This is a genomic window from Marinobacter litoralis (assembly GCF_016427555.1).
GTDB lineage: Bacteria > Pseudomonadota > Gammaproteobacteria > Pseudomonadales > Oleiphilaceae > Marinobacter > Marinobacter litoralis_A.
This window is the reverse complement of the sequence record NZ_JAELVS010000001.1, coordinates 1,118,184-1,143,713: the sequence shown is the minus strand read 5'-3', so window position 1 is coordinate 1,143,713 and position 25,530 is coordinate 1,118,184. Positions and strand designations below refer to the sequence as shown.

The following is a 25,530-nucleotide window of genomic DNA, read 5'->3' as shown; positions in this document are numbered from 1 at the left end:
TATTTTGAACCAAGACTACCGCTTTGTCATATTCCTGCACTGTTAATTTGCTAACCCTGCGTTATCCTTTGGGTAATTCATTCGTAATACATCAGGCAACTCCCTTGATCGGGGGAAAAGGAAATCATGCAATGAAAGTCATACGCTACGCGCTCTATGCCGTTATCGGCCTTGTCGTCCTAGCTGTCGCAGCCGTTGCTATCGCTGTGGCGGTCATTAACCCCAATGACTACAAGCCCCAAATCGAAGCGGCAGTCGAGAAGCAAACCAATCTGGACCTCATCCTTGAAGGCGATATTGGCTGGTCATTCATTCCCCTCGGCCTGGAACTGAATAAAGTAGAAGCGACACTCGAAGGTGAGCGCTTTGTTGCTCTGGAGCAGTTGATCGCCCAGATCGACTTTTGGTCGCTGATCACCATGTCGCCGCAAGTAAACACCTTCGTTCTAAATGGCCTCGACGCGCACTTCGAAGTGAATGAGCAAGGCGAAGGCAATTGGGCGCGGATCATGAAAGAGAAGCCCGTCGGCGCCGAAGCACCAGAACAAGCAGACACCCCGGAAACAACGGCAGCCTCTGAAGAAACTGCAGAGGACAGCGAAGGCGGCGAAGCGCTTAACTTCAATGTAGAGAATGTTGAGATCAGCGACGCACGCGTTCACTACAATGACCTGAGCACAGGGCAGTCCGTAGTTCTGGAGGACTTCTCGGTATTGGCCAGCAACATTACTTTAGGTTCCGAGTTCCCGCTGGACATTCAGTTCAAAGTGGAAACAGCACAACCAATACTGGCCGTAGATGGCAGCATCAGCGCCAAGCTGAAAGCAAACCAAGCGCTCAACGAATTCACCATGTCTGGCCTGAACGCCGTATTCGACATGAACGGCGAGCCATTTGGCGGCAAGTCTGTCACTGCGGAACTGGCTGGTTCTCTGGCGGCCAACCTTGAGGACGAAACCGCATCACTGAACGATTTCACCGCCTCCCTGGCCAACCTGAAATTAAGCACAAACCTCAACGTAAAAGGTTTTGATGACAAGCCGGCTTTGAACGGCAGCCTGGCCGTCTCAGAGTTTTCCCTGAAAGAACTCCTGAGCAATCTCGGCCAACCCGCCATTGCAACCACCGACCCGGATGTACTGGAAGCCATCGCGCTTTCGACCAATCTTGGCGGCAAGCCGGGCACGGTGGCATTGAGCGACCTGAAGATCACCCTGGACGACACGAATTTCAACGGTAACGGCAGCTACACCCTGAGTAACGGCGGCCTGGTATTTAATCTGAAAGGCGACAAACTGAATGCAGACCGCTATTTGCCGCCAGCCCCCGAGGGCGATGCTGCCGCCGAAGCGCAAAGCGAAACACCGGCCGCAGAAACCGCCTCAGTCAAACAACCGGAAACAGATCTTCTACCACTGGAAACCCTGCGCTCGTTGCTGCTGGACATCAATTTTGATTTGGGTGAACTGATTGTCAGCAACCTGACCATCAACGAAATCAAAGCCAGCACCACCGCGAAAGACGGTTTGCTGAAGGTCGATGAATTCAGCGGCAAACTGTATTACGGCTCCTTTGGCGCCAACGTCACCATTGACGCCCGCACAGACAACCCGAAGTGGAACATCCGCTCTGACGTTAACAACGTGCAAACGCTGCCCCTACTGACGGATTTGGCAGAGGTAGACATGCTGTCTGGTGGCGCCAACCTCAATCTCGCTGTAAATACGACTGGCAATCGCATCTCCGCATTGCGCAACAACGCCAAAGGTGAAATCAGCTTCAATCTGGCCGAAGGTGAATTCCGGCAAATGAACCTGACCCGCATGGCGTGCCAGGGCATCGCGCTGGTCAATCAGGAGCAGCTGTCCACGTCCGACTGGGGCTCAACTACGCCGTTCAACGACATGCACGGCACCCTGAAGATTGACGGCAACACGCTGAACAATACCGATCTGGTGGCCGAACTGGCAGGTATGCGCTTAGAAGGCGACGGGACCGTTGAACTGGAGCAAAGCGAACTCGATTACGAAGTCGGGCTCCGCATTGTGGGTGACATCCACCGCGACCAAGCGTGCCGTACCACCGAGTATGTTAAGGACGTCGTAATTCCGGTTGAATGCCGCGGCAATTTCGCCGAGGACCCGGCCGGTCTGTGCTCCTTTGACGGTTCTCGTTTCCGCGACGCTTTAAAAGACATTGCCGCCAACGCTGCCCGCGCGAAAGCGAAAGAAGAAATCGACCGGGCCAAGGAAAAGGCGCAAGAAAAAGTGGACGAAGCCAAGCAGAAAGCAAAGGACAAAGTTGACGAAAAACTTAAGGAAAAGCTGGGCGAAGAAGGCAGCAAAGTGAAAGATGCGCTCAAGGGTCTGTTCAACTAATGCCCGACCTTTTCGCCAACAAACTGCTCGATTGGTACGACAACCACGGCAGGCACAACCTGCCGTGGCACCACAACCGCAACGCTTACCGGGTCTGGGTTTCTGAAATCATGCTTCAGCAAACCCAGGTCGCGACCGTTATCCCCTACTTTGAAGCCTTCATGGCCAGCTTCCCTGACGTGCAGGCACTCGCCGCAGCCCCCGTTGACGACGTGCTCAGCCATTGGTCCGGCCTTGGCTACTACGCCCGCGCCCGGAACCTGCACAAAGCAGCCAAGCAGGTCGTTAGCGAGTTCGGTGGTGAGTTCCCTCAAGATCAGGAAACACTGGAATCCCTCACCGGCATCGGCCGCTCAACCGCCGCTGCCATTCTGGCCCAAGCTTTCGGCAAACGCGCCGCGATTCTGGACGGCAACGTAAAACGGGTGCTGGCCCGCTACCACGCCGTACCCGGCTGGCCGGGGCAAAGCGCTGTCCTCAAGCAACTGTGGGAGCACGCTGAAACCCACACACCCAACGAACGTGTGCGGGATTACACCCAGGGCATAATGGACCTAGGTGCCATGGTGTGCACCCGCAGCAAACCTAAGTGCGACAACTGCCCTCTCAACGGTGGGTGCGCTGCCTACGCAGAAAGCGAAACCCAACTATACCCCGGCTCCAAACCGAAAAAGCAGAAGCCGGAAAGAACCACGTGGATGCTGATCTTTGAAGATAGCGAAGGGCGCATTTTGCTGGAACGCCGCCCTCCCAGCGGCATCTGGGGCGGGCTATGGAGCCTTCCCGAGCTGGATCCGGCATACGGTGCAGAAGAACTGCAAGAAGCCTGCGAAAGGGAGCTAGGACTCGTGTGCCGCGACCCAGAGCTGATCAGCGGTTTTCGCCACACCTTCAGCCACTATCACCTCCACATACAGCCGGCCCGCTTGCCAGTATCTGGCAGCGCCGGAATCGCGGATTCAGAAAGCCAGCGCTGGCTACACCGCGACGAAGCACTCGCGCTAGGCCTGCCCGCGCCCATTCGCAGCCTGCTGACTGAGCCGGAGCAAAGCGCCCTGCTCTGACGCGATCTGGTATCATGCTCAAAGCCACACACTCGACACAGGAGCCATCATGAGCCGCACTGTATTCTGCCGAAAGTACCAGAAGGAAATGGAAGGCCTGTCTATGCCTCCAATGCCCGGCCCAAAGGGGCAGGATATCTTTGAAAACGTATCCAAAGCAGCCTGGGACGAATGGCAGAATCAGCAGACCATGCTGATCAACGAAAAGCACCTGAATCTGATGGACGTGAACAACCGCAAATACCTGCAAGCGCAGATGGACCACTTCTTTAATAACGAGCCTTTCGACAAGGCCGAAGGGTACGTACCGCCAGAAAAGTGAGGAATTTGGTCAAGGCCTGATCAACTGCGGAAATATTAAGAAATTTTTGCTCGCCGGCCTTGACTCCCAACCCCTAAACCGGTTTAATAGCGCCCCGTTGGAGCACATAGCTCAACACGCCCGGATAGCTCAGTCGGTAGAGCAGAGGATTGAAAATCCTCGTGTCGGTGGTTCGATTCCGCCTCCGGGCACCACTAATTTCAACGATCAAGCCCGCTTTTTAGCGGGCTTTTTCGTGTCTAGACAATAATTTTTGCCACGAAGTACGCTGCCCAACATCTATCCCATCAAAAAATGGCCCGGGATCCAATAGATGCCGAGCCGCCCGAAGAACCTGGTTCAAAATTATTACTTATGAGCTCTTCGCCTAGCCATACCAAGCCCTAACAACCCTAGGCCGACCAAAGCCAGCGTGCTTGGCTCCGGCACTTTAGTGGTCGGCTGCCCATTGTAGTAGATAGAGGCGTGAGACAAATTTTTATCTGTGGCCCATCTTCCGGAAAGCGGATCATTCACAGATAGATCAAGTAAAAACGCCCCGAATCCATTTCCCGCCTTGAGCGTAATCACAATATTGCTTAGACCTGCGAGCGTATCGATCGCCCAATTTCCAGATTTGCTACCGTTTACCGGTGCAGTTAAAAACTCAATCACACCATCACCGTCGGGGCCATCGTTTTTATCCGAGAGTACCCACCCTGTCATTCCAAAAAGTGAATAATTTGCATCAATTTGGTTGGTGTCATTGCCAGTAGTACAGGCTTTTGCCGCTGCGTCGGACAGCGAATAGCTAGTTCCGCTGGCGCTGCACGCCATCAACGCGGCCTGTGCTGGACTGCCTGCTATCAAAAGCCATGCAAGAGAACTTGCAGCCATTAGTCGAATTGTAGCTGTCATTATCGTTACCCCTTTATGAATCTAATGAAGATTCCTTCATTACGATTTGAGGCAATTATTGATCCACAGTGGGCAATATCACAGTAATACACGGGCTTAAAAAACAGCTCTATTGATTCACTTATACAAAGTGTAAAGTTTACTGACAAATTAGAGGCGAGGCGCGAAGCTCTTTATATCGGCTCACCCAACTCAGCCTTCGCCGGTGGTTACTGGAGCAAACAGGGAGATCGCGAGAACCCCTTTATCAGCATGCGCTCCTGTAGAAAACGGTCAGGCCGCAGAGCACACTCTATTACGCCCTCCGGTTTTCGCTTTATACAGTGCCTAGTCAGCCCGATTGGCGGCGTCTTCGACCGACTCCGTCGCGCTGCTGACTTGCGCGACACCCAGACTGACGGTCACTCGAATACTCACATCATCGCCGGCTTGAACGGCATGGTTTCCAACCCCCTCCCGAATACGCTCAGCACAACTCTCAGCTTCGCTGTGATCGGCGCCGGGCAACAGGATCATAAACTCCTCGCCGCCAAAACGCGCAATCAAATCTTTGGCTCTACTGAATTTCTGGAGGTTATCTGCGACAGCCTTCAAAACAAGGTCGCCGGCATGATGTCCGTACGTATCGTTCACTGATTTGAAGTGATCGATATCCAAGGCAATCACCGACAGCGGCTGCCCCAGAACAGTTGCTCGCTCGGCCATCGAATTGGCCTCAGCCATAAAGTACCGGCGATTATAAAGTTGGGTCAGTGGATCCGTAGCCGCCTGCCGTTTGAGCTCGTCCTGCTGGGCACGGATATCCTCCAGCACTTTGATTCGGTATGAAATGATGAATGCCAGCGTTATCGCTTCCAGCACAATACCAATTCCTACCCCATGGCTGTTGAGGTAATTTGGCTCGACACGGCAGCAAAGTATTCCGTTACGATTCAAGCAAAAAGGAAGGCTCCGGCAACCAACCCGCCAGCCCCAGAAAGTGAAACACAATGGTCAAGCTACCGAACACCAACACCAGCGCGATCGCCAGCTGGCCACCCGGAGCCATGAAGCCACTGCGACCGCCGTCGAGGGTTCTGGATTTTAGAGCCAGCAAAGCCGGAACAATGCAGGCCCAGACCGCCGCAGCCGCACCAGCATAGCCGATGGCCAGCACAAAACCGAACGGGAAAAACAGCGACAACAATAGTGGCGGAATGAAGGTGACGGCCCAGGTTTTGGTGCGACCCTTTCGGTCATTGCTGAAGCCCAGCAGATCGGCCATGTAATCAAAGGTCCCCAGACCGACACCAACGAATGAGGACAGAATGGCCGCCGTCGAGAAGGCACTGATGGTGGTCGCCACCCGTTCAGAATCGATGGCATAGCCAAGGGCCGCCAGCAGGACATCGACATCGCCACCCTGGGCGACAACCGGGCCGAAATCCGCCCTCGGCAGGTTACCGAAAATACTGAGCAGCCATACCAGGTAGAAAGTCAGGGCCACCAGGGTTCCTCCCAGAATCGCCTTCTGGGCTTTGCGCTCTTCACCGTAATAAGCTCGCATGGAGGCCACCGAATGGTGATAACCAAAGGAGGTCAGGGCAACCGGCAGCATGGCCATGGCGAAAGGCGCGTAGCGTCCATCGGGGTTAGCGGAATCGAACAAAACACCGAGATCAATGCGCACCGCCAGGCCCGACACCCCCAACACAAAGCTCACCAGCATGAAGGTCACCAGCACCACGGACAGCCGATCCACCGCTCGGGTTGAATGCCAGACCATCAGAGAAAACAGCAACACAAAAATGACCGACGCCAACTTGCTGCCGACACCCGTCATGCTTTGCAGAATCAGGCCAGACGAGGTGATGTAGGCATACAGCAGAATTCCACCCACAAAATAGACCGTCAGATTACTGAAGGCATTCACCCGCGTGCCCAGCAGAGATTTAGTCACCGTGTTAAACGACGCCCGCAGATCGAAGTGCTTGAACGCTTCCAGAAGCATCCAGCCGGAGAGGGTCATCACCAACATGGTCAGCACCAGGGCCAGACTGGACCAGATGGTCCAGGCTCCGGCACCGGAACTGGGCAAGCCCAGCATGCCAGCACCCACGCACACACTGGCGATAATACTTGCACCGCCAATAAGTGACGGTACTGGTTGTGATTTTACTTGCTTTGCCACTTAGCCCCCGCTATCAGGTAAAGGTTGCAAACGATTACTCGTGCACCGGTTTCGGTGCTACAAGCGGTGTCAGGAAACGGTCCAGATCATTCACCTCTTCCAGACACAGGCTGTGTTCCATGCCATAGTCTTGGTACTCGGGCTCGAAGCCTAACCCTTGCAAGGTCTGATAGGCCGCTTGTCCCAGTTGCTCCATCACGATCTGATCAAACCGGCCATGGCCGATAAAAATCGGCAGCTTGCGGTTTGCCTCGCTCAACTCGATGGAGTCTGCCGTGGCAAAGTAGGTGGATAGAGCAAACAATCCACCCAAACGCTCCGGATAACTCAGAGCCAATTCGTAGGCCACCGCACCGCCCTGAGAGAAGCCGCCCAGAATGATATTCTCACTGGCAACACCCCGCTCACGCTCGGCCTTGATCAGCTCGGCCACCCTATCCGCAGAGGCACGAAGCTGTTCGGCATCCACTTTTCGATCAACATCCATGGCAAGAATGTCGTACCAGGCGGGCATTACCATGCCACCGTTAATGGTGACCGGCAGTTCGGGCGCGTGGGGGAAGATAAAACGCACGGGGGTCTCACGGGCGAAGGCAAACTCCGGCACCACCGGCTCGAAGTCATGGCCACTGGCACCTAAGCCGTGTAGCCAAATAATGGTGTGTTTGGGCTCGGGACCGGTATCGATCTGCAATGCGCTCAACTTGGCCATGGGTTCTCCCGTCAAAATGGTAGATAAACCCTGCATCATACAGCTTCGATAATTTTCTACACCCGCAATCCGGTAGATTGGGCCGCCAAGCCGCTCTGGCGCTTCAGCTATCTGCGCGCTCATTAAGCCGGCGAGCGACCCAGCGATGATAAAGCGCCGCCAGGCAGGGACGAATTACAGGCAAGCCAATCAGCCAGGCCAGTGGCTTTAGCACCGGCACTCGGGACATCAGCAAGATGTAAGCATCCATTTCCTGATGGATGTTGCCCTCACTGTCTTTTACATGCAGTTCGCGCAGGGCCTTGTCCGGGTCTACACCCTGTGCTTTTAATTCCTCATCACGGCCGGTGATGTCCAGCCAACCCACGGAGTCGCCGCCCCGGCCGGCCAATTTTTCGTACCAGCGACGATCCCGAATACAGGTCGGGCAGGCACCGTCGTAAAACACCAACAACTTTTCTTTATCCTGAGCCATAGAACCCTCCTTTCGAGCGCACTTACTCAGTTAGTTGAAACTTCCAGCTCCCGTGCCACGGCTTTGGGCCCCCCCCAAGCTAGCATTACCGATCCTATCGAGCATACCAACATACTCGCCACGATGGGCAGCAGAGCCTCGCCGCTGACCGACGAAGACACCGCGCTGACGATGCCCGCAATGGTGAATTGCGAAGCTCCCAGCATCGCGGACGCCGTGCCACCAAGGTGCGGGAAGAACTCCAGCGCGTTGGCCATGTTATTGGGTACGATCCCGCCCTGGCAGCCAATGGCCGCAATAAAGCAGGCAGCCACCGCCCAGAACGGGCCATCGAGCACAACCACCGTCACCAGCAACAACAGCGCAGTGCATTGCAGCAGCACCTGAGCCCTGAGCAGAACCACCGAGGTGAATCGGCGAAGCAGCGGTCGGTTGGCTAAATTCATCATCGCCATCAGCACGATGTTGGCGGCGAACAACATGGCAAACGAGCTGTTCGATACACCAAACCATTCCTGATAGATGAAAGAGGAATGGGTAATAAACAGCATCATCGCACTGAAGCAAAGCACCTGAATCCCCACGAAACGCATGGTCGTTTTGTGGCGCAGCACCAGCATGTAATTAGTCACCAGCGTTTTAACCGGCGTAAACGTTCTTGGCCTTGGCTTGAGTCTCGGAAACAACGCCAGCTTCAACACCACCGCCAGGAACACGCTATACGCCGCCAGCACCAGGAAGATCCAGTTCCAATGCCCCAATGCCAGCATGGCAGCCCCCAGGGCCGGAGCCGCCGCAGGCGCTATAAACATGATCAAGCCGATCAAGCCGAACAATCGGGCCGCATCTTGCCCGCCAACCTGATCCCGCACGATTGCCGGTACGGATACCGCGCAGAAAGCGCCCCCAAAACCCTGCACCACCCGCCAGAACACCATCTCGCTCAAACCATCCGACAGCGCCACCATCACCGACGCCACGGCAAACACCGCCAAACCAAACAACAATATGTGCCGGCGACCGTACCGGTCTGACAAGGGCCCCCCCACCAGCTGCGCCAACCCCATGGTGGCGACGTAGGCACTCAGGGTTAGCCCCACACCCGCGTGGGGAACCGCAAAATCGCGGGCAATGCTTGGGAAAGCCGGCAAATACGCATCCAGAGCCAAGGGGCCCAGCGCGACCGTCATGCCAAGCAGTAAAGCGAGTTGAAAATGGGACAAGATCTATCTCCTTTTGTTAGGTAGATAGCTAATGACAACCGGCGATAAATCTCAATGCGCGCTTACCGAGGGGCGATCAGTCCAGCACGCAGTGGTTGCTGTATAACTGGCTGACCTTGCGCCGCTTTTGCCTCAGACTGTTGCCCCGATCATTACTGTATCCGGCTCTCAACTGCACCTGTATTCGATCGAGCTGAGCACGGTATTTGTCGCACTGGGAGGCTTTTATCTGCCCTTCTTTCGTTGCCTTGGCATAGCGTTGTTTGTTTTTAGTCTGCAACATACGTTCAACCGACTGCCGACTCTGGCGAACTTTTTCGGATTGGCGAATGTTCTCACTTAACGGCACGGTGACGGGCTTGCGCACCGTAATGGCAGAGTGACGCTCAAGATTCGGTGGTGTATCGGAGAAATGGATCGATCCGCGAGCATCGGTCCAGCGGTATATTTCAGCTTGGGCGGACATCGCCGCCAGCAGGCACAGCAATGCTACTGCAATCCTTGGCATGGTTTCACATCCTGTGAAGTTTGTAGTTGGATGCCCGGCTGCCTATCCAACCGGACCAAACTTGCAACAATACCGAAAAATACTTCCGAACTCCGGCACAGAGTTATCGATCCAGCAATTCAATCCAATGATTCACCGGCACCTGCGCTTTGGTCTCGAGGTGTAACTGGCACCCGATATTCGCCGTTACGATACGTTCCGGATTATCCACCGTCAGCGCCTTAAGCTTGTTGTCGAGCAGCTTCTGACTCATTTCCGGCTGGGTGATCGAGTAGGTGCCCGCCGAGCCACAGCACAAGTGCGTATCCTGAGTAGCGGCCAACTCAACACCCGCTTTTCTTAGCACTTGTTCAACCACTCCGCTTTGCTTCATCGCGTGTTGCAAGGTACAGGGACAATGGAACGCCACTTTCCCCTGCCCTGCCGGAACCCTCAAAAGATCCAGGTTTTCATTTAACAGAAACGCCCCAAGGTCTACGCACAACTCACTCACGCGCTCGGCTTTGCCAGCGTAGACAGGATCGTCTTTAAGCAGGTGGCCATAATCCTGAACCATAGCCCCGCAACCGGACGCGGTCATCACGATGGCTTCGGCGCCCGCCTCGATGGCTGGCCACCAGGCATCAATATTTCGGCGCATTTGTTCCAGCCCGCGTTCGTGTTCAGACAAATGATAATTCACCGCGCCACAGCAGCCTGCTTCCTGCGCCTCCACCAGCGACACGCCCAATCTATCCAGAACCCGAGCGGCAGCAGCATTGGTATTCGGTGCGGCAGCCGGTTGCGCACAGCCCGCCAGCGCCAACACCAATCGTGGATGGTTCGAAACCGGCCAAGGGCTTGGCGAGCGGCGCGGCGGTATTTTGGACCGCAACTTACCCGGCACTACGGGCCGAACGGCCTGCCCTAGGCGCAGCAATAGGCCAAACAGCCGACGTTCCGGTAATACACGAGTCAAAGCCCAACGCAGCCACCTCTGGCCAGGTGGGCGCGGCAATTCTTTTTCCAGCAAGCCACGGCTAATATCCACCAACCGGCCGTATTGAACGCCCGAGGGGCAGGTTGTTTCGCAGCTTCGGCAGGTCAGACAACGGTCGAGATGCTCACGGGTTTTTTCGGTAACTTCGGCCCCTTCCAGAAACATCTTCATCAGATAAATGCGGCCCCTGGGGCCGTCTCGCTCATCGTTGAGCTCCTGATAGGTTGGGCAGGTGGCGGTGCAGAAACCGCAATGCACGCAGGCCCGCAGAATCTCTTCGGCCTCCTGACCTTCGGAGGTATTGGCGAACTGTTGAACCAGATTTGTTTGCATAATTACAACCAACTGTAGAGGCGGCCGGGGTTGAACACCCCGTCGGGATCAAAAGATTGTTTCACGCGGCGCTGGATGACTTTTAATGCCGCCGGCTGGCTGTGAATTACCTCGCCGGCGCGATCACCACCTCGGAACAAACTGACTTGCCCGCCAGCTGCTTTGGCAATGGGCTCCAGATCGCCCAACTTTGCCTCCCCGCGATACCAGCGCTGCGCCCCCGCCCAATCAATCATCCATTGGCCTTCCATAACCGGCAAATTGGCGGCAGAACCTACCGAGAACCGCCACAGAGGAGCGTCCCTATCGGCAAAGAAAGCATGCCTCATATCCTGTAGCTGCCGCCAAAACTGCTCACCACCCTCCATGATGGAGCCTTGCCATTGCTCTGCAGTGGCCTCAACCGCAGAGCGGGCGCCCGCCAGTCTCAGATACACCTTGCCATCTAGCCAACAGGCGCCGGTAATGGGCTTGGGTTCGCCGGCTCGTCGGTTCATGTAACTCACGGCCTCCTCCATAGCCATGTCCTGAACCAAGGTGACGGTCTCAGCTGGTTTTGGCATCACCTTCATACTGATTTCCGTGATCACACCCAGAGTGCCCATGGCTCCGGCTTGCAGGCGCGAGACATCGTAGCCCGCAACATTTTTCATCACCTGCCCGCCGAACCGTAAATGCTCACCTTTGCCATTCAATAAGCGAACACCCAGCACCTGATCCCGCACGGAACCGGCCCAAGGCCGGGACGGGCCAGAAAGATTGCACGCCAGGGTGCCGCCAATGGTGGATGCCTCTCCGAAATGGGGTGGCTCAAAATGCAGGCACTGGCCTTGCTCGGCTAAGATCGCTTCTATTTCCGCCAAAGTGGTACCAGCCCGCACGGTGAGCACCAGTTCCACCGGATGGTATTCAACAAGGCCAGTGTGCTCAGCAAGACTCAGCGTGCCTGCATCCGGATCGGCGGTGCGGCCCATGAAGGCTTTGGTACCGCCACCGACAATATTGAGTTTCCGGTTATTGCTGCGGGCGTGCTGCACCTGCTCTTGAAGCAGGTCGATTTGATCAGCCATGATGCGCTCCCGCTTGCTCGTGCCTTTGTTGTTTGTGTTCAAGAGAGCGGTATTCCTGACAGAACTTAAGCGTGGGTACACCCTTGCCGGGGTTCAGAATACCCAGCGGATCAAATGCCGCTTTTACATCGTGGAATTGCTGCAACTCCTGGTCATTGAATTGCACGGCCATTTGCCGGATTTTCTCCACACCCACTCCATGCTCACCGGTAATGCAGCCACCCACGGCCACGCACAATTCCAGGATTTTGCTGCCGAAGGCTTCGGTTCTCTCAAATTCACCCGGCGCATTGGCATCGAAAAGAATCAACGGGTGAAGGTTGCCGTCACCGGCATGGAACACATTCGCTATCCGCAAACCGAACTCTTCCGACATCTTTTCCATTTCGAGCAGGACCTTGGCCAGATGCCGGCGCGGGATGGTGCCATCCATGCAGTAATAGTCCGGTGATATCCGGCCTACCGCCGGAAACGCGGATTTTCGACCTTTCCACAACAAGGCCCGTTCTTGTTCATTTTTGGAAGTGCGTATTGAGGTAGCACCTAACTCGCGGAATAGTGCCTCAGCCTCGGCAATGTGCTCACTCACCTCTTCCTCGGTGCCATCCACTTCGCACAACAACAGTGCCTTGGCCTCTCGGGGATACCCTGCACCGCAGAAGTCATCGGCGGCAATAATGGCGTGGCTGTCCATCATTTCCAGACCGCCCGGAATTATGCCGTGGTTGATTACGCCGCCAACTGCGTCGCCGGCTTTTGCGATACTGTCGAACCCGGCCATGATCACCCGAGCAACTTCGGGAACCGGCAACAGCTTCACTTTCACTTCGGTGACCACACCCAGCAAACCTTCAGAGCCGGTCAGTAAGGCCAGCAAATCCATACCGCAACTATCCAGGCTGTCGCTTCCCAGAGTTATACGCTCGCCTTCGGCGGTAATGACTTCCGCACTGAGCAGGTTGTGCACGGTTAGCCCGTATTTGAGGCAATGCACGCCGCCCGCGTTCTCCGCCACATTGCCGCCAATGGTGCACGCAATCTGCGAGGATGGGTCTGGCCCGTAATAAAGGCCATAAGGCGCAGCCTGTTCACTGATCGCCAGATTGCGCACACCGGGCTGCAAGCGTGCCGTGCGGCTGAGCGGATCAATGTCGAGAATCCGGTTAAACTTGGCCAGCGACAAAACCACGCCCTCTTTATGTGGCATGGCTCCGGCACTCAATCCTGTGCCCGCTCCACGAGCCACCACCGGCACCTCATGCTCATGGCAAATGCGCATCACCCGTTGAACCTGCTCGACGGTTTCGGGCAACACCACGATTAAAGGGAGCGTCCGGTACATCGCCAGACCATCGCATTCGTAGGGTTTGAGCGTTTCGTCATCAGTGATCACGAATTCGGGCTCTATAAAGGAACGAAACAGCTCCGCCAATTGCGCTTTGTTTGCCTTTGCTTTGCTCATCATCTGCTCTTTTATTGTTTTGCGCGCCAGCCTAAACAGTAGCCGAAACCTGTTCGGGTACAAGCCGACCAAAGCCCAAGACCACTACATACAAGCGACCCCGAACCGAAACACTTGCATTGATGAACGAATCCGCCAAAATGAACGACACGTTACAGCCTCAACTTTCACGAAAATCCAACAAAATGGTGTTGATTTCCGCGGCGACAGTCCGTAAAACATGCGCCTTTGAACGACAGCCCCCAGGAGTCACCCCATGGCGGATGCAGCGCCTCTGATTTGTAGGGACATTCACAAAACCTTTAACGACCTCGAAGTTCTCAAGGGTATTTCTCTTGAGACCCGTAAAGGCGACGTCGTGTCTCTGATTGGCAGCTCCGGCTCTGGCAAGAGCACTTTCCTGCGCTGCATCAACCTGCTGGAGACACCCACCTCGGGCGACATCATCGTTCATGGTGACCCCGTTCGATTCAAACACAATCGCAAAGGCGAGCGGATCCCTGCCAGTAACCGTCAGGTGGAGTTGATTCGTGCGCGTCTGTCGATGGTATTCCAGGGTTTTAATCTGTGGTCACACATGACGGTGCTGGAAAACATCATTGAAGCACCGGTCAACGTGCTTAAGGTGCCCAAGAAAGAAGCCATCGAGCGCGCCGAAGCGTATTTGAACAAGGTCGGCATTTACGAGCGCAAAGATTATTACCCGGCGCAGATGTCGGGTGGTCAGCAGCAGCGGGCCGCAATAGCCCGGGCCTTGGCAATGGAGCCAGAGGTGATGTTGTTTGACGAGCCTACGTCGGCCCTGGACCCGGAGTTGGTTGGCGAGGTACTGAAAGTAATGCAGAGCCTGGCCGAGGAAGGCCGAACCATGATCGTGGTCACTCACGAAATGGCGTTTGCGAGGGATGTGTCGAGCCAGGTGCTGTTTTTGCATCAGGGCGTGATTGAAGAGCAAGGTACGCCGGAGAAGGTGTTTGATCATCCGGAATCTGAACGTATGCAGCAATTTCTTGCTCCCAAGTTCTGAGCACCGATGCTATCTTGAAATCGGAACCAGAATCGAAAACTTCCATAAAAAATAAAGCCAGAATGGCAAACGAGTGGAGAAGTGACACATGAAAAAATTATTGATTGCAGCAAGTTGCGCTATGGCAATGTTCGCAGGCGGCGCACAGGCTCAAGATCTTCGCATTGCTTTTGACGTACCTTACGAGCCGTTTGAATACAAAGACGAAAACGGCGAACTGACCGGTTTTGAAGTAGAGCTGGCCAGCGCCATGTGTAAAGAGCTGGAAGCAAACTGCGAGTTCGTCATTCAGGCATGGGACGGTATGATCCCGGGCCTGCTCGCTCGTAAATTCGATTTGATCATGTCGTCCATGTCGATCACCGAAGAACGCGCCAAGCGCGTGTTGTTCTCGGACCCGTACTACATCACCCCGGGCGGATGGTTCGGACCTGAGTCGTTCAACACCGATGTGACCGACCTGGAAGCCATGGACGGTAAAACCGTGGGCGTTCAGCGCGGCACCACCATGGACACCTACGTTACTGAAAACATGCACAGCGCCGTCACCATCAAACGTTACACGACCGCTGAAGACATGGTTCTCGACCTGGAAGGTCAGCGTATTGATGTAGCCTTTGTTGATTACCCGGTTGGCGAGCAAACCATTCTGAACCGCGACGGTTACAAAGAAGTGGGCGAGCCTGTAAAGCTGGGTGAAGGTGTAGGTGTTGCCATGCGTAAGCGTGACGCCAAGCTGGCCAAAGAGATTAATGCCGCTCTGAAGACTCTGAAAGAGAACGGCACTTACGACTCCATCATGGCCAAGTACTTCAACTACGACATCAAGATTTAAACCACTCCGGGAGCGGCCTGCGGGCTGCTCCCAGCATTCCGGATTCTCTCATGCTTGACCTGAAAGGCTATGGCCCCGCCCTCGCAGAAGGTGCCGTGGTTACCATTGAGCTGGCATTCCTGTCGTTGGCACTGGCGGTCACCCTTGGCCTGCTGGGCGCCTCAGCCAAGCTGTCTGGCAACCGCGTACTGAACGGCATCGCAACCACTTACACCACTCTGATTCGCGGCGTGCCCGATTTGGTGATGATGCTGCTGTTTTATTATGGCGGCCAGGTGGCGGTAAATGCCCTTTCAGATTATTTGTGGGAAACCCGGGAAATCGATTTCTTTTTTCAGTTTGACCCGTTCATTTCAGGCGTGGTCACTATCGGCCTGATTTTCGGCGCTTACATGACGGAAACCTTCCGCGGTGCGTTTCTGGCGGTGAATGTGGGCCAGATTGAAGCGGCGAAGGCTTATGGCTTTACCCGCTGGCATACGTTTCGCCGGGTGATGATCCCGCAGATGATGCGCCATGCTCTGCCGGGCATCGGGAACAACTGGCAAGTGCTACTGAAGACCACGGCGCTGGTGTCCATCATCGGTCTTACCGACATGGTGCGTGTCGCCGAGGAAGCCGCCAAGGCGGAGCGGATGCCGTTCCATTTCTTTATTCCTGTTGCAGCGGTTTATCTGGCGCTGACGGCAGGCACTGAGTTGTTCATCCGGTGGCTTGATAAGCGAGCCAACGTCGGCGTGGTTCAGGGGAATTAAGCGATGCCTGATTTTATTGTCGAGTGGCTGAATTCCAACGAAATTTTCACTGCGCTGACGCTGATGGAATACTGGGACGGGTTGGTTACTACCGTTCACCTGGTGTTTTTGTCTTTGGTCATTGGGCTGATTGTGGCAGTGCCTTTGGCGATTCTTCGTACGGTGAAGAATCCGTTTGTTTCTGGCCCTATCTGGCTGTACACCTATTTGTTCCGGGGTACGCCGTTGCTGATTCAGCTGTATATTATTTACTACGGTGTGGCGCAGATTCCGGGTATTCAGGAAACGTTTTGGTGGGAGATTTTCAAGGAGCCGCTTTACCCTGCTCTGCTGGCGTTTACGTTGAATACGGCGGCCTATACTACTGAGATTATTCGCGGTGCCATTTTGTCTACGCCGAATGGCGAGATTGAGGCGGCGAAGGCATACGGTATGAATTGGTTCTTGCGGATGCGGCGGATTATTCTTCCGAGTGCTGCGCGCCGGGCGGTGCAGGCGTATTCGAATGAGGTTATTTTTATGCTTCATGCGAGTGCGATTGCGAGTATCGTGACGATTGTGGATCTTACCGGGGCGGCTCGAAATATTTACTCTCGGTTTTATGCGCCGTTTGATGCGTTTATTTTTGTGGCGCTGATTTATTTGGCTTTGACGTTCATTCTGGTTTTCGCGTTTCGTAAACTGGAAAACCATTTGTTGCGGCATCAGCGGCCGGCTAACTCTTAGCACCAAAACTTGGGTGCCCGGCCAGTTAGCATGAGGGCTCTTCCGGGAACCGCTACGAGCACATCCATGTGCGCTTCTCTCAGGCCATCCTTGGCCTTCGACATTCCCGAAAGAGCCCTCATGCTAACTGCCCCCGAACATTCTTCGGGGAGTCAGATTTCGCTAAGCCGGTAATGGAGGGGTTATGAGCACTCAGACACACCTTTTCGGCACTTCTCCCGACTGGCTTTCGCATACCCTTTCCCACGTTTCTTCCGGTCTTCCTGAAACCACCTCGAAACTTGCCGACGGCACCCACATCGCCCGAATCGCCAATGGCGTGCTTTGGCTTACACCGCCGGTTGAACGGGACAACCCGAACCGCGAGGCCTTGATTGTTTCGGCGGGGATTCATGGCAACGAGACGGCGCCGATTGAGGTGCTGAACGGGCTGGTGTCGGAGTTGCTCGCGGGTGTGTGGCGGCTGGCTTGTCCGTTATTGCTGATTCTCGGCAATCCCCCTGCCATGGTGGCAGGGAAACGGTTTTTGGATGTGAACATGAACCGGTTGTTTAATGGCGCGCACGGGAAGCCCGAGTATGCAGATTTGCCGGAAGCGAAGCGCGCCCGGTTTCTCGAGGAGGTTTGTCGGGCATTTGCCACCAAACACTCCGGCCTTGCGCTCAGCCACTATGATTTACACACCGCGATACGACCATCCAGACAGGAGCGGTTTGCTTTGTATCCGTTTGTGGCGGGGCGTTCGGTTTCGGCCGAGCAATGTGCCTTTTTGTTGGAGGCCGAGGTAGAGGCGCTGTTGCTGCAGCATAAAGAATCTACGGTGTTTTCTTCTTTTTCAGCCAGCCAGCTGAGCGCCGAGAGTTTTACGGTTGAGCTGGGGAAGGTTCGGCCTTTTGGTCAGAATGATCTGCAGCGTTTTAGCGGTATCGAGCAAGCGTTGCGGCGTCGGTTTTGCGGTGCGCCCGCGCCCGAGGCTCAGAACCCGACCCAGCTGACGGTGTTTGAGGTGGTGCATGAGGTGCTGAATACCGGCCCGGGGTTTAGGTTTTATGTGCAGGATGATGTGTCGAATTTCACCTTGTACCCGCCAAACACGATGATTTGGGAAGATGGCAAGACTTGTTACCGTGTTGGCGCGGAGCCCGAGGGGATTGTGTTTCCGAATCGGGATGTGCCGGTGGGGCAGCGAGTTGGTTTGATGGTTCGAGCACAGACGAAACGCCAGGCAGGGTAGCGGACCACCACCCTGCCTGATGTCATTATGCCGGGGCGTTTTCGGGTTCCGCTACCGGCAAGTAGATAAGTTTGGTGCAGACCGCGGGAATCACCAGCAAGGTCAGTACCGTCGAGGCCAGCAAGCCCGAGATGATCGCCCAGGCCATGGGTGGCCATAGCGTGGAGCTGGAGAGTGCCAGCGGCAGCAACCCGGCCACGGTGGTGGCGGTGGTCAGCAGGATTGGCCGGGTGCGGCGCTCTACGGCGGTTCGCACGGCATCTTTGATTGCCCTGCCCTTTTCCAGCTCGCGATCCATTACGTCCAGCAAAACGATGGCGTTGTTGACCACGATGCCTACCAAGGCAATAACCCCCAGCAGCGATTGAAAGCCGAAGGGCGAGCCAGACAATACCAACCCGGGGAATATTCCCACTGTTGCCAAGGGCACGGTCAGCAGGATGATGCCGACACGGCGGAACGAGTTGAACTGCAGCAGCAGGAAGAACAGCAGCAACAGCATGCCTATGGGTGCGGCAGTGAGTAGCGCGCTGTTGGCATCGTTGGACCCTTCAGCGTCACCGCCCATTTCCAGACGTGTTCCGGGTGGCAAGGGGTTATCCGCCAACGCAGCGTTCAATCCGTCCAGCGCCTGGCTGAAGCTGTAGCCTTTGGTGAGATTGGCCGTCACCGCGTTCACTCGGACGCCGTTGCGCAGGTATCGTGCGGCCGGCTCCCAGGTGGTTTCAACGGTTGCCACCGCAGACAACGGAATGGCATCGCCGCGATTGTTGTAGATGTTCACCGACAGCAATCTCGACAACGACAACAAGGTGCCTTCCCGTGAGCGCAGCACGATGGGGATTGGGTCTTCTTCCTGACGATAGCGTTCCGCCATGGCGCCAAAGCTCTGGCCGTACAGGCTTTGTGCAACGTCGGCACGGGTCAGGCCGTAGCGGGCTGCGGTGGCGTCGTCCACGTTTATCGCGATGCTCGGCACACCGATGTCCAGATCGTGGCGCACGTCTACAGTACCTTCAACATCCCGAAGAATTGAATAGATCTGTTCCGTTGCCAAAACTCGGGTATCGTCATCCGCGTGATAGACACGTACTTCAACCGGCGCGGTGCGTGGTGGTCCCTGCCCCAGAATCCCGACAGAGATATCCAGTTCAGGCAGGTTTTGGGCAACCTCGCTGCGAATTTTCCTAACCAAATCGGTAGTGTCTGCCAATGTAGGTGTGCGTACCACCAAGCGGGCGCGGTTCGGTGATTGCGGTGCGCGCTGCAGGTTGTAGTAGAAGCTTGGGCCGGTAAAGCCGACAAAGCGGTGTACTTCCAATGCTTCAGGCTGTGTGCGGATGGCCCGTTCGAGATTCTCGGCGACTTCCGCCGTGCGGGCCTGGTCGGTGCCTTCCGGCATGTACATCTCGACGATCACCCGAGGCCGGTCAGCATTCGGGAAAAACTGCTGAGCCATAAACGGCGTTAAGCCGACACTGATCGCAACGAGCACAGCGCCAAAAGCAATCAATTTTTTCGGGTGTTTGAACACCAAACCACCGAGGAAGCGAGCGAGCCCAACCAGTCGATCTTCACCTACATTCTTGCGAGCTTTGAGGAAGCGTATCGCCAGCAGAGGCACCGCCGAGATCGCCAGCAGATAACTGACCGACAACGTCAGCATAATCATAACGGGAACACCGCGGGTGAAGTCGGCCGCGCCGCCTTTCGCCATCAACAGCGGAGCAAAGGCTGCCAGCGTGGTACCAGTGGAGGCGCCCAGCGGCCCCGCCAGTTCACCAACCGCTTTCTTCAAGGCATCCAACCGGCGCATGCCGGCATCCAGATAGCCCTGAATGCTTTCAACAATGACGATGGCGTTATCGATGAGGATACCGAGCGAGATCACCATACCGATCACGGCAATCTGGTGCAGCACGCCGCCACCGAGATCGTATAGCCCAACACTGATCATGGCCACCATCGGCAGGATGGAGGCCACCAACAGCCCCATACGAATGCCCATGCCGGTAAACACCACCGCCACGATGATCAGCACCGAGAACACCAGGCTCCAGGCCAGATTATCCAAGCGGTCTGAAACCTTGTCGGGCTGGAAGAACATTTCCCGAAGCTCGTAAGGCTCAAAGTCAGGTTGAATCTCGCTCAGCCTGTCGCGAATTCGCTCACCGAAGCGAATGGCGTCTGTGTTGCCTTCTTCCATGATCAGCGACACCAGAACGACCCGCTCGCCATCAAACCAGGTTTCGGGCTGGCGCGGCTCAACCGGCCCACGCCAGACTTCGGCTGCAGCGGCGAGAGGCACCTGAGAACCGTCTGGCAGTTCAATAGGGGTCGCGCGGATGGCTTCGATGTCGCTGAATTCGGAATTCGGCAAAACAGACAGGCGCTTGCCATCCACCACCACAAAACCACCGGGCGTGGTCTGGTTACGCTGCGACAGAGTTTGCAGCACGCGTTGTGGTGAAATACCCAGCCGGAACAGTGCTGCGTCGTCTAATGCCAGTGTGATTTGCTCGTCCACATCGCCTTCAAGCTCGATGCGTGAAACACCCTGTATGTCCGAGAGGTTCTGCTTGAGGCGTTCCGCCGCTTTCGACAGTTCCGTTATAGAGGGGGATCCGCCTACCGCCAGCACCACGGCCGGGATATCAATCAGCCGGTCGTCCAGGCTCATCTGCCCCACGCCGTCGGGGAAATCCTGTTTGGCACGCTCCATCGCCTGACGTACGCGATCCCACGCGGCATCGGTGTCGTAGATACGGTCCAGCAGCTTGATTCTCGCCAAGGCTACACCGGTTCGGGCGGTGCCCTGACTGAAATCAACCTCTTCAACCTGCCGCAGTTCATCGGTCAACGGCCGTAGCACCAACCGCTCAACCGCTTCGGCGCTTGCTCCCGGGTAATTCACCGAAATCATACCGGCGCGATATGGAAAAGACGGATCTTCCTGGCGGGGCATGGTGCTGTAGGCAGCGATGCCCAACAGGCAAAGCATGGTAACCACCATGCCCAACAGCCGCTGATAGCTGAGAAGGCTACGAGTCATTAGCGCACCTCCACGGTGTCGCCATCCACCAATCGTGTCATGCCGGCATACACCACCTGGTCACCGGGCTGAAGCTCTCCGGGGTGCACCATCACTCGCTCACCGATCACACGATCTACTTTCACCGGTACCCGGTGCGCTACGCCATCGCTCACCCGATAAACACTGGTGCCGGTCGCATCACGTACCACCGCCAGCATGGGCACGGTTACGGCGGACTCCCGAACCGGTGTAACGCCCACTTCAACCGGTTCGCCGGATGACAACGAATTCGCGGGCAAACTAACCAATACCGGATGCAGCTCTCCACGAATTGAACTGCCTTGGGCGATTTCAATAACCGTACCGGTTTCCGGCGAGCGGTTACGATCCTGCACGGGCCAGACCGGCAGCTCCATGCCCACACGCACATGACTCAGCAAATGCGCTGGCACTCGTATCTCAACTTCGCGGCCCAATGGTGAAGACAATCGCATCACCGGCTGCCCCGCCGAGACAAATTCATCGCGCTCAACCAGTAACGCTTCCACCTGCCCGGCAAACGGTGCTTTCAACACACTTTCTTCAAGCAAATGGGTGGCTTCGGATAAAGCCGCCTGAGCTGTGGCCATGCTGGCTCGCAGCGAATCCCGGCGAGCTGCAATTTGTTCCAGATTTTGCTCGGACACCACACCGCGCTTGTGCAAGCGGGCTGAACGCTCCCACTCTCGCTGGGCTTGATTGAACTGGGTTTTGAGTTCTTGAAGCTTGGCTTTGGCAGAGTCCTGAGCCGGCTGCAAAGCAGGGTTGTACAGCTTGGCCAAGGTATCACCGGGCTCCACCATCTGGCCCAGCTCAACCGGCCGTTCTTTGAGTGTGCCGCTCACCTGAAACGTGAGCGTGGCGCGCTGGGCTGCACGAACAATGCCTGAAAAACGCAGCGGAATTTCCTCCACCTGACCACCGGTGACGTCTGCAACACGAACCGATACCACTGCGGATGTTTCTGCCGCTTCACTGCTCCCGCCACGACACCCGGTTAAAGACAGCATCACAAGCACGAGGGTAACAACGGTAAATGGGAGAGATCGTTTTATGGGAGACATGAACAGACAGCCCCTTTCCCTGAATGGTTAGTGGTGGGCTTGCCAATCCACGAGTTACAAGCAGCCCTACTTTCACGACATAATGTCATTCTTTGACAATTTGTCAATAATAGGTTTTCATCGATACTAAGCCACCGCACAGCCAGCCCCGAGGAATCCGTTAGCCATGAATGAGCCGTTGAAATCACGCCGGGAAAAGGAAAAACAGGCACGATACGACGCCATACTGGATGCAGCTGAAACCGTTTTCTCCGATAAAGGCTACGACCGCACGTCGATGGACGACATTGCCCGCAATGCCAACCTGAGCCGGGCACTTTTGTATGTGTATTTCAAAGATAAAGCGGCTATTCAAATGGGGATCATGCAGCGGGCGGGACAAAATCTGGTTGAGCGTTTCAAAGCTTCCCATTGCCCCAACGACACAGGGATAGCGCAGATTCGCGCCATGGGAGAAGCCTATTACCAATTCTACCGGGAAGAGCCGGAGTACTTTGCCGCGCTCACCAAAGCATCCACCGTGATTGCCGACGTGGATGAAGCCCAGGCAGCAGAAATGCTTTGTTCGCGGGATGAGCTGATCAGGCTCATGGTGGCCGCTCTTCATAAAGGCCTGGAAGACGGCACCATGAGTAAAGAGCGTATTACCGACCCGACCCAGACAGCTCTTTACTTACGCGGTGCCTTGCACGGCGTGATCATGCTATGCGAAGGCGAAAGCATGCCTTCCGACACGCTGATCCAGCACACCATGGACATGCTCTCTCACTCCATCGAAACCCCGTAAGGGGTTTCTCCTAACGCTGAAAATCGTAGATAGAGCCCAGCTGCAGAATACCGGTGAGTTCGTCCAGTGCCTGCCGGACTTCATTCAGTAACTGTGGGTCTGCGAGGTCTTGCTGAACCAGCCGATCGCGGTAATGGCTTTCCACCCAGGATGTCAGCCGGGCGTAGAGTTCGTCGGTTAGCACAGCCCCCTGATTGATTGCGTGGCGCTCTTCGTCATTAAGAACCACCCGCAAGCGCAGGCACGCGGGCCCACCACCGTTGCGCATGGACTGCTTCACATCCATCACTTCAACCGAAGTAATCGGGCCATCGGACGCCACCAGCTCATCCAGATACCGGCTAACCGAAGCAACCTCCCGACACTCTCCCGGCACCACCAGTAACATGCCGTCCGGACTGTTCAACAACTGGCTATTAAACAGATACGAAGACACAGCATCTTCCAGAGGCACTTGCTGAGCGCTTACTTTGATGGCTTCCAGCTCGGCGCCCAACAAACGCTCGCGAATCTCCGCTAATACCCGCTCTTCATTGAGAAACGCCAACTCGTGGTAAAACAAGCAGTTGCCATTCCCTACCGCGATTACATCGTTGTGGAACACCCCTGCATCAATCGCCGCCGGGTTTTGCTGAGCAAACACCAGATTCGCATCAGCCAAACCGTGCAACCGCGCGACCGCCTGAGAAGCTTCAAGCGTTTGCCGTGCCGGGTACTTTACCGGAGCTGGCGCTTGTTGATTAAACGCTTCCTGCCCGTATACGAACAATTCAACACCCGGTTCACCATAATGCCCACACAAACGCGAATGGTTGGCGGCGCCTTCATCGCCAAAGTGACTGACGGACGGCAATGCCGGATGATGCGCAAAATACTGCTCGTCCTGGAAAATGGCCTTCAAGGCACGCCCTGTAACGGCATGCTCGATTGAGCGATGGAACTTGGCACTGAGATTAGCCGGTGTGAAATGCACCCGATGGTCGGCGGCATCCGCGCTGGGTGAAACCGTAGCGGCATTTGCCGTCCACATGGTGGACGCCGACGACACCGCCGCTAAAATAGCCGGTGCCTGCTTGGCGGCTGCTCTCAGAATCTGGGCATCGCTGCCCTCGAAACCCAGCGAGCGTAAAGTAGGCAGATGAGGCCGCTCATGGGGCGGCAACACACCCTGCATATACCCTCGGTCAGCCAGCGCTTTCATTTTCGCCAACCCTTGCAGTGCCGCCTGTTTGGGGTTGGATTCCGCATTCACATTCGATTTGGACGCGACATTCCCCCAAGACAACCCGGCGTAGTTATGAGTTGGGCCAACCAGCCCGTCAAAATTCGCCTCAACTGCGTGTTTTGCCATCGTTAAGCCCTATCGAGTCTTCCAGGTGAATAGGAGAGAGGCCACCATCTTTTAGAGGCGCCAGGCGAGCGGTATCGCCGTTTTTAAGCTTCAAAGCGTCAGCCATCGCCTGCGGAATGGTGATGGTATCCTGCCCGATACAACTCATCGGCACAGTGGTCAACCGGAAGTCACTGAACGATCGATTGGACACCATTACCCGGTGTTCTGCAGGGACATCGAGCTCAAGAGGCGAGTTGTCCACAACCACTTCACGATTCAATGAATCCCGCACGGTTCGTATGGTATGAACAAAGGCTTCGACTACGGGGCCACCATCAAAAATATCGACCAAGCCATTAAAGTTGAACCCTTCGGCTTCGAGCATTTTCAGGGCCGGACGCGTGTTCTCGTGCACCTGACTGATCACCGCTCGGGCGGAATCCGGTAGCAATGACAGATAGATGGGGTACTGAGGCATCAATTCGGCAATAAACGATTTGTTACCCAGGCCGGACAGGCGATCAGCTTCGGCAAACTCCATGTCGAAAAACTTGCTGCCCAGCGCATTCCAGAGAGGGCTCTGCCCATCTTTATCAGACACGCCGCGCATTTCGGCAAATACCTTGTCCGAAAAAAACTCGCGAAAATCATCCAGAAACATGAAACGGCAGCGGGACAGCAACAAACCATTTCCGCCACCTTTGTAACCGTCCGCGAGCAATAGCGAACAGATTTCGGTGGTGTCGGTCATGTCGCTGGTAATGTGAAGGGTGGGCGTGCGAACGTGCACGCCCAGCTCGCGGGAAGCGTTAACCGTGAGGCTCAGACGGTAGTTATAGAACACTTCATCCAGCCCGACCCGGGCTTCAATACCACTGATGCCCACCATCCGTTGCGCTTCGGTATCCTCCAGCGCAAACAGATAAAGCGCCTCTTCCGGCTGACATCGCTTGCTAAACGAATCGACTGCCCTGTCGATTTTGCCTTGAAGCAATTCCCGATCGGCCGGCAGGGTGGTTAGCCCTTTGCCGGCGGTTTGAGCCATGGCGTACAGATCTTCAAGATCCGCTGGTTGCATCGGGCGAACAATCAGCATACTGCTC

The 25,530-nt window shown here is 55.7% G+C and carries 23 protein-coding genes and 1 tRNA gene; 10 read left to right on the top strand and 14 right to left on the bottom strand.

Features of this window, described 5'->3' with window-relative positions; all coding sequences use genetic code 11:
* Window positions 1-131: 131 nt before the first annotated feature.
* The 4 genes from JAO79_RS05190 (at window position 132) to JAO79_RS05175 (ending at window position 3,958) form a co-directional block, all read left to right on the top strand.
* On the top strand, window positions 132-2,378 hold the full coding sequence (locus JAO79_RS05190) for an AsmA family protein (RefSeq protein WP_199006053.1): 2,247 nt from the start codon (window positions 132-134) through the stop codon (window positions 2,376-2,378).
* The gene (mutY, locus tag JAO79_RS05185; protein ID WP_199006052.1) at window positions 2,378-3,442 is read left to right on the top strand and encodes an A/G-specific adenine glycosylase; all 1,065 of its coding nucleotides are present in this window, start codon (window positions 2,378-2,380) and stop codon (window positions 3,440-3,442) included. The genes JAO79_RS05190 and mutY overlap by 1 nt, the downstream gene beginning before the upstream one ends.
* A 49-nt stretch (window positions 3,443-3,491) precedes the next feature.
* Window positions 3,492-3,764, top strand: coding sequence for an oxidative damage protection protein (locus JAO79_RS05180; protein ID WP_199006051.1), 273 nt, complete (start codon window positions 3,492-3,494; stop codon window positions 3,762-3,764).
* Between the two features lie 118 nt (window positions 3,765-3,882).
* Window positions 3,883-3,958: transfer RNA gene (locus JAO79_RS05175), tRNA-Phe, on the top strand.
* Between the two features lie 154 nt (window positions 3,959-4,112).
* Here JAO79_RS05175 and JAO79_RS05170 read toward each other — a convergent pair.
* The 10 genes from JAO79_RS05170 to JAO79_RS05125 form a co-directional block, all read right to left on the bottom strand.
* The gene (locus JAO79_RS05170; protein ID WP_199006050.1) at window positions 4,113-4,661 is read right to left on the bottom strand and encodes a PEP-CTERM sorting domain-containing protein; all 549 of its coding nucleotides are present in this window, start codon (window positions 4,659-4,661) and stop codon (window positions 4,113-4,115) included.
* 327 nt (window positions 4,662-4,988) lie between these two features.
* Window positions 4,989-5,522 carry a GGDEF domain-containing protein gene (locus JAO79_RS05165; RefSeq protein WP_320158939.1) on the bottom strand — a complete coding sequence of 178 codons (534 nt, stop codon included), beginning with the start codon at window positions 5,520-5,522 and terminating at the stop codon, window positions 4,989-4,991.
* 64 nt (window positions 5,523-5,586) lie between these two features.
* Window positions 5,587-6,831, bottom strand: coding sequence for an aromatic amino acid transporter (locus JAO79_RS05160; RefSeq protein ID WP_199006048.1), 1,245 nt, complete (start codon window positions 6,829-6,831; stop codon window positions 5,587-5,589).
* 34 nt (window positions 6,832-6,865) lie between these two features.
* Window positions 6,866-7,543: an alpha/beta hydrolase gene (locus JAO79_RS05155; protein ID WP_199006047.1), complete on the bottom strand. Its 678-nt coding sequence runs from the start codon at window positions 7,541-7,543 to the stop codon at window positions 6,866-6,868.
* A 103-nt stretch (window positions 7,544-7,646) separates the two neighbouring features.
* Complete coding sequence (locus JAO79_RS05150; RefSeq protein ID WP_199006046.1) at window positions 7,647-8,018, bottom strand: thiol-disulfide oxidoreductase DCC family protein; 372 nt, start codon at window positions 8,016-8,018, stop codon at window positions 7,647-7,649.
* A 26-nt stretch (window positions 8,019-8,044) separates the two neighbouring features.
* Window positions 8,045-9,241, bottom strand: coding sequence for a multidrug effflux MFS transporter (locus tag JAO79_RS05145; protein WP_199006045.1), 1,197 nt, complete (start codon window positions 9,239-9,241; stop codon window positions 8,045-8,047).
* Window positions 9,242-9,317: 76 nt separating this feature from the next.
* Entirely contained in the window at window positions 9,318-9,749 is a 432-nt protein-coding gene (locus JAO79_RS05140; protein ID WP_199006044.1) for a DUF4124 domain-containing protein, read from the bottom strand.
* A 103-nt stretch (window positions 9,750-9,852) separates the two neighbouring features.
* Window positions 9,853-11,061: a glycolate oxidase subunit GlcF gene (glcF, locus tag JAO79_RS05135; protein ID WP_199006043.1), complete on the bottom strand. Its 1,209-nt coding sequence runs from the start codon at window positions 11,059-11,061 to the stop codon at window positions 9,853-9,855.
* A gap of 2 nt (window positions 11,062-11,063) precedes the next feature.
* Window positions 11,064-12,131, bottom strand: coding sequence for a glycolate oxidase subunit GlcE (gene glcE, locus JAO79_RS05130; protein WP_199006042.1), 1,068 nt, complete (start codon window positions 12,129-12,131; stop codon window positions 11,064-11,066).
* The gene (locus tag JAO79_RS05125; RefSeq protein ID WP_199006041.1) at window positions 12,124-13,596 is read right to left on the bottom strand and encodes an FAD-linked oxidase C-terminal domain-containing protein; all 1,473 of its coding nucleotides are present in this window, start codon (window positions 13,594-13,596) and stop codon (window positions 12,124-12,126) included. Before JAO79_RS05125 ends, glcE begins: the two co-directional genes overlap by 8 nt.
* 253 nt (window positions 13,597-13,849) lie before the next feature.
* Here JAO79_RS05125 and JAO79_RS05120 point away from each other — a divergent pair, with 253 nt between their 5' ends.
* The 5 genes from JAO79_RS05120 (at window position 13,850) to JAO79_RS05100 (ending at window position 18,170) form a co-directional block, all read left to right on the top strand.
* The gene (locus tag JAO79_RS05120) at window positions 13,850-14,620 is read left to right on the top strand and encodes an ABC transporter ATP-binding protein (RefSeq protein WP_199006040.1); all 771 of its coding nucleotides are present in this window, start codon (window positions 13,850-13,852) and stop codon (window positions 14,618-14,620) included.
* Window positions 14,621-14,708: 88 nt separating this feature from the next.
* On the top strand, window positions 14,709-15,455 hold the full coding sequence (locus JAO79_RS05115; RefSeq protein ID WP_199006039.1) for a transporter substrate-binding domain-containing protein: 747 nt from the start codon (window positions 14,709-14,711) through the stop codon (window positions 15,453-15,455).
* Window positions 15,456-15,505: 50 nt separating this feature from the next.
* Complete coding sequence (locus JAO79_RS05110) at window positions 15,506-16,210, top strand: ABC transporter permease (protein WP_199006038.1); 705 nt, start codon at window positions 15,506-15,508, stop codon at window positions 16,208-16,210.
* Window positions 16,211-16,213: 3 nt separating this feature from the next.
* The gene (locus JAO79_RS05105) at window positions 16,214-16,936 is read left to right on the top strand and encodes an ABC transporter permease (protein ID WP_199006037.1); all 723 of its coding nucleotides are present in this window, start codon (window positions 16,214-16,216) and stop codon (window positions 16,934-16,936) included.
* Between the two features lie 184 nt (window positions 16,937-17,120).
* Window positions 17,121-18,170 carry a succinylglutamate desuccinylase gene (locus tag JAO79_RS05100; protein WP_199006036.1) on the top strand — a complete coding sequence of 350 codons (1,050 nt, stop codon included), beginning with the start codon at window positions 17,121-17,123 and terminating at the stop codon, window positions 18,168-18,170.
* Window positions 18,171-18,195: 25 nt separating this feature from the next.
* Here JAO79_RS05100 and JAO79_RS05095 read toward each other — a convergent pair whose 3' ends face one another.
* Both JAO79_RS05095 and JAO79_RS05090 read right to left on the bottom strand, forming a co-directional pair.
* Window positions 18,196-21,222 carry an efflux RND transporter permease subunit gene (locus JAO79_RS05095; RefSeq protein WP_199006035.1) on the bottom strand — a complete coding sequence of 1,009 codons (3,027 nt, stop codon included), beginning with the start codon at window positions 21,220-21,222 and terminating at the stop codon, window positions 18,196-18,198.
* Window positions 21,222-22,307: an efflux RND transporter periplasmic adaptor subunit gene (locus JAO79_RS05090; RefSeq protein ID WP_199006034.1), complete on the bottom strand. Its 1,086-nt coding sequence runs from the start codon at window positions 22,305-22,307 to the stop codon at window positions 21,222-21,224. Before JAO79_RS05090 ends, JAO79_RS05095 begins: the two co-directional genes overlap by 1 nt.
* A gap of 166 nt (window positions 22,308-22,473) precedes the next feature.
* On the opposite strand from JAO79_RS05090, the gene JAO79_RS05085 reads away from it, so the two are divergent.
* Window positions 22,474-23,094 (top strand): TetR/AcrR family transcriptional regulator, encoded by a 621-nt coding sequence (locus tag JAO79_RS05085; RefSeq protein WP_199006033.1) that lies wholly within the window; start codon window positions 22,474-22,476, stop codon window positions 23,092-23,094.
* A gap of 10 nt (window positions 23,095-23,104) precedes the next feature.
* Here the strand turns inward: JAO79_RS05085 and astB are convergent, their stop codons facing one another.
* Complete coding sequence (gene astB / locus JAO79_RS05080) at window positions 23,105-24,445, bottom strand: N-succinylarginine dihydrolase (protein WP_199006032.1); 1,341 nt, start codon at window positions 24,443-24,445, stop codon at window positions 23,105-23,107.
* Window positions 24,426-25,523 (bottom strand): arginine N-succinyltransferase, encoded by a 1,098-nt coding sequence (astA, locus tag JAO79_RS05075; RefSeq protein WP_199006031.1) that lies wholly within the window; start codon window positions 25,521-25,523, stop codon window positions 24,426-24,428. Before astA ends, astB begins: the two co-directional genes overlap by 20 nt.
* Between the last annotated feature and the right edge of the window lie 7 nt (window positions 25,524-25,530).

Excerpts from the sequence above, each read along its gene's own strand:
- JAO79_RS05190 (WP_199006053.1), top strand. The coding sequence starts at position 132 with ATGAAAGTCATACGCTACGCGCTCTATGCCGTTATCGGCCTTGTCGTC.
- mutY (WP_199006052.1), top strand. The coding sequence starts at position 2,378 with ATGCCCGACCTTTTCGCCAACAAACTGCTCGATTGGTACGACAACCAC.
- JAO79_RS05180 (WP_199006051.1), top strand. The coding sequence starts at position 3,492 with ATGAGCCGCACTGTATTCTGCCGAAAGTACCAGAAGGAAATGGAAGGC.
- JAO79_RS05170 (WP_199006050.1), bottom strand. The coding sequence starts at position 4,661 with ATGACAGCTACAATTCGACTAATGGCTGCAAGTTCTCTTGCATGGCTT.
- JAO79_RS05155 (WP_199006047.1), bottom strand. The coding sequence starts at position 7,543 with ATGGCCAAGTTGAGCGCATTGCAGATCGATACCGGTCCCGAGCCCAAA.
- JAO79_RS05150 (WP_199006046.1), bottom strand. The coding sequence starts at position 8,018 with ATGGCTCAGGATAAAGAAAAGTTGTTGGTGTTTTACGACGGTGCCTGC.
- JAO79_RS05140 (WP_199006044.1), bottom strand. The coding sequence starts at position 9,749 with ATGCCAAGGATTGCAGTAGCATTGCTGTGCCTGCTGGCGGCGATGTCC.
- glcF (WP_199006043.1), bottom strand. The coding sequence starts at position 11,061 with ATGCAAACAAATCTGGTTCAACAGTTCGCCAATACCTCCGAAGGTCAG.
- glcE (WP_199006042.1), bottom strand. The coding sequence starts at position 12,131 with ATGGCTGATCAAATCGACCTGCTTCAAGAGCAGGTGCAGCACGCCCGC.
- JAO79_RS05125 (WP_199006041.1), bottom strand. The coding sequence starts at position 13,596 with ATGATGAGCAAAGCAAAGGCAAACAAAGCGCAATTGGCGGAGCTGTTT.
- JAO79_RS05120 (WP_199006040.1), top strand. The coding sequence starts at position 13,850 with ATGGCGGATGCAGCGCCTCTGATTTGTAGGGACATTCACAAAACCTTT.
- JAO79_RS05115 (WP_199006039.1), top strand. The coding sequence starts at position 14,709 with ATGAAAAAATTATTGATTGCAGCAAGTTGCGCTATGGCAATGTTCGCA.
- JAO79_RS05110 (WP_199006038.1), top strand. The coding sequence starts at position 15,506 with ATGCTTGACCTGAAAGGCTATGGCCCCGCCCTCGCAGAAGGTGCCGTG.
- JAO79_RS05105 (WP_199006037.1), top strand. The coding sequence starts at position 16,214 with ATGCCTGATTTTATTGTCGAGTGGCTGAATTCCAACGAAATTTTCACT.
- JAO79_RS05100 (WP_199006036.1), top strand. The coding sequence starts at position 17,121 with ATGAGCACTCAGACACACCTTTTCGGCACTTCTCCCGACTGGCTTTCG.
- JAO79_RS05095 (WP_199006035.1), bottom strand. The coding sequence starts at position 21,222 with ATGACTCGTAGCCTTCTCAGCTATCAGCGGCTGTTGGGCATGGTGGTT.
- JAO79_RS05090 (WP_199006034.1), bottom strand. The coding sequence starts at position 22,307 with ATGTCTCCCATAAAACGATCTCTCCCATTTACCGTTGTTACCCTCGTG.
- JAO79_RS05085 (WP_199006033.1), top strand. The coding sequence starts at position 22,474 with ATGAATGAGCCGTTGAAATCACGCCGGGAAAAGGAAAAACAGGCACGA.
- astB (WP_199006032.1), bottom strand. The coding sequence starts at position 24,445 with ATGGCAAAACACGCAGTTGAGGCGAATTTTGACGGGCTGGTTGGCCCA.
- astA (WP_199006031.1), bottom strand. The coding sequence starts at position 25,523 with ATGCTGATTGTTCGCCCGATGCAACCAGCGGATCTTGAAGATCTGTAC.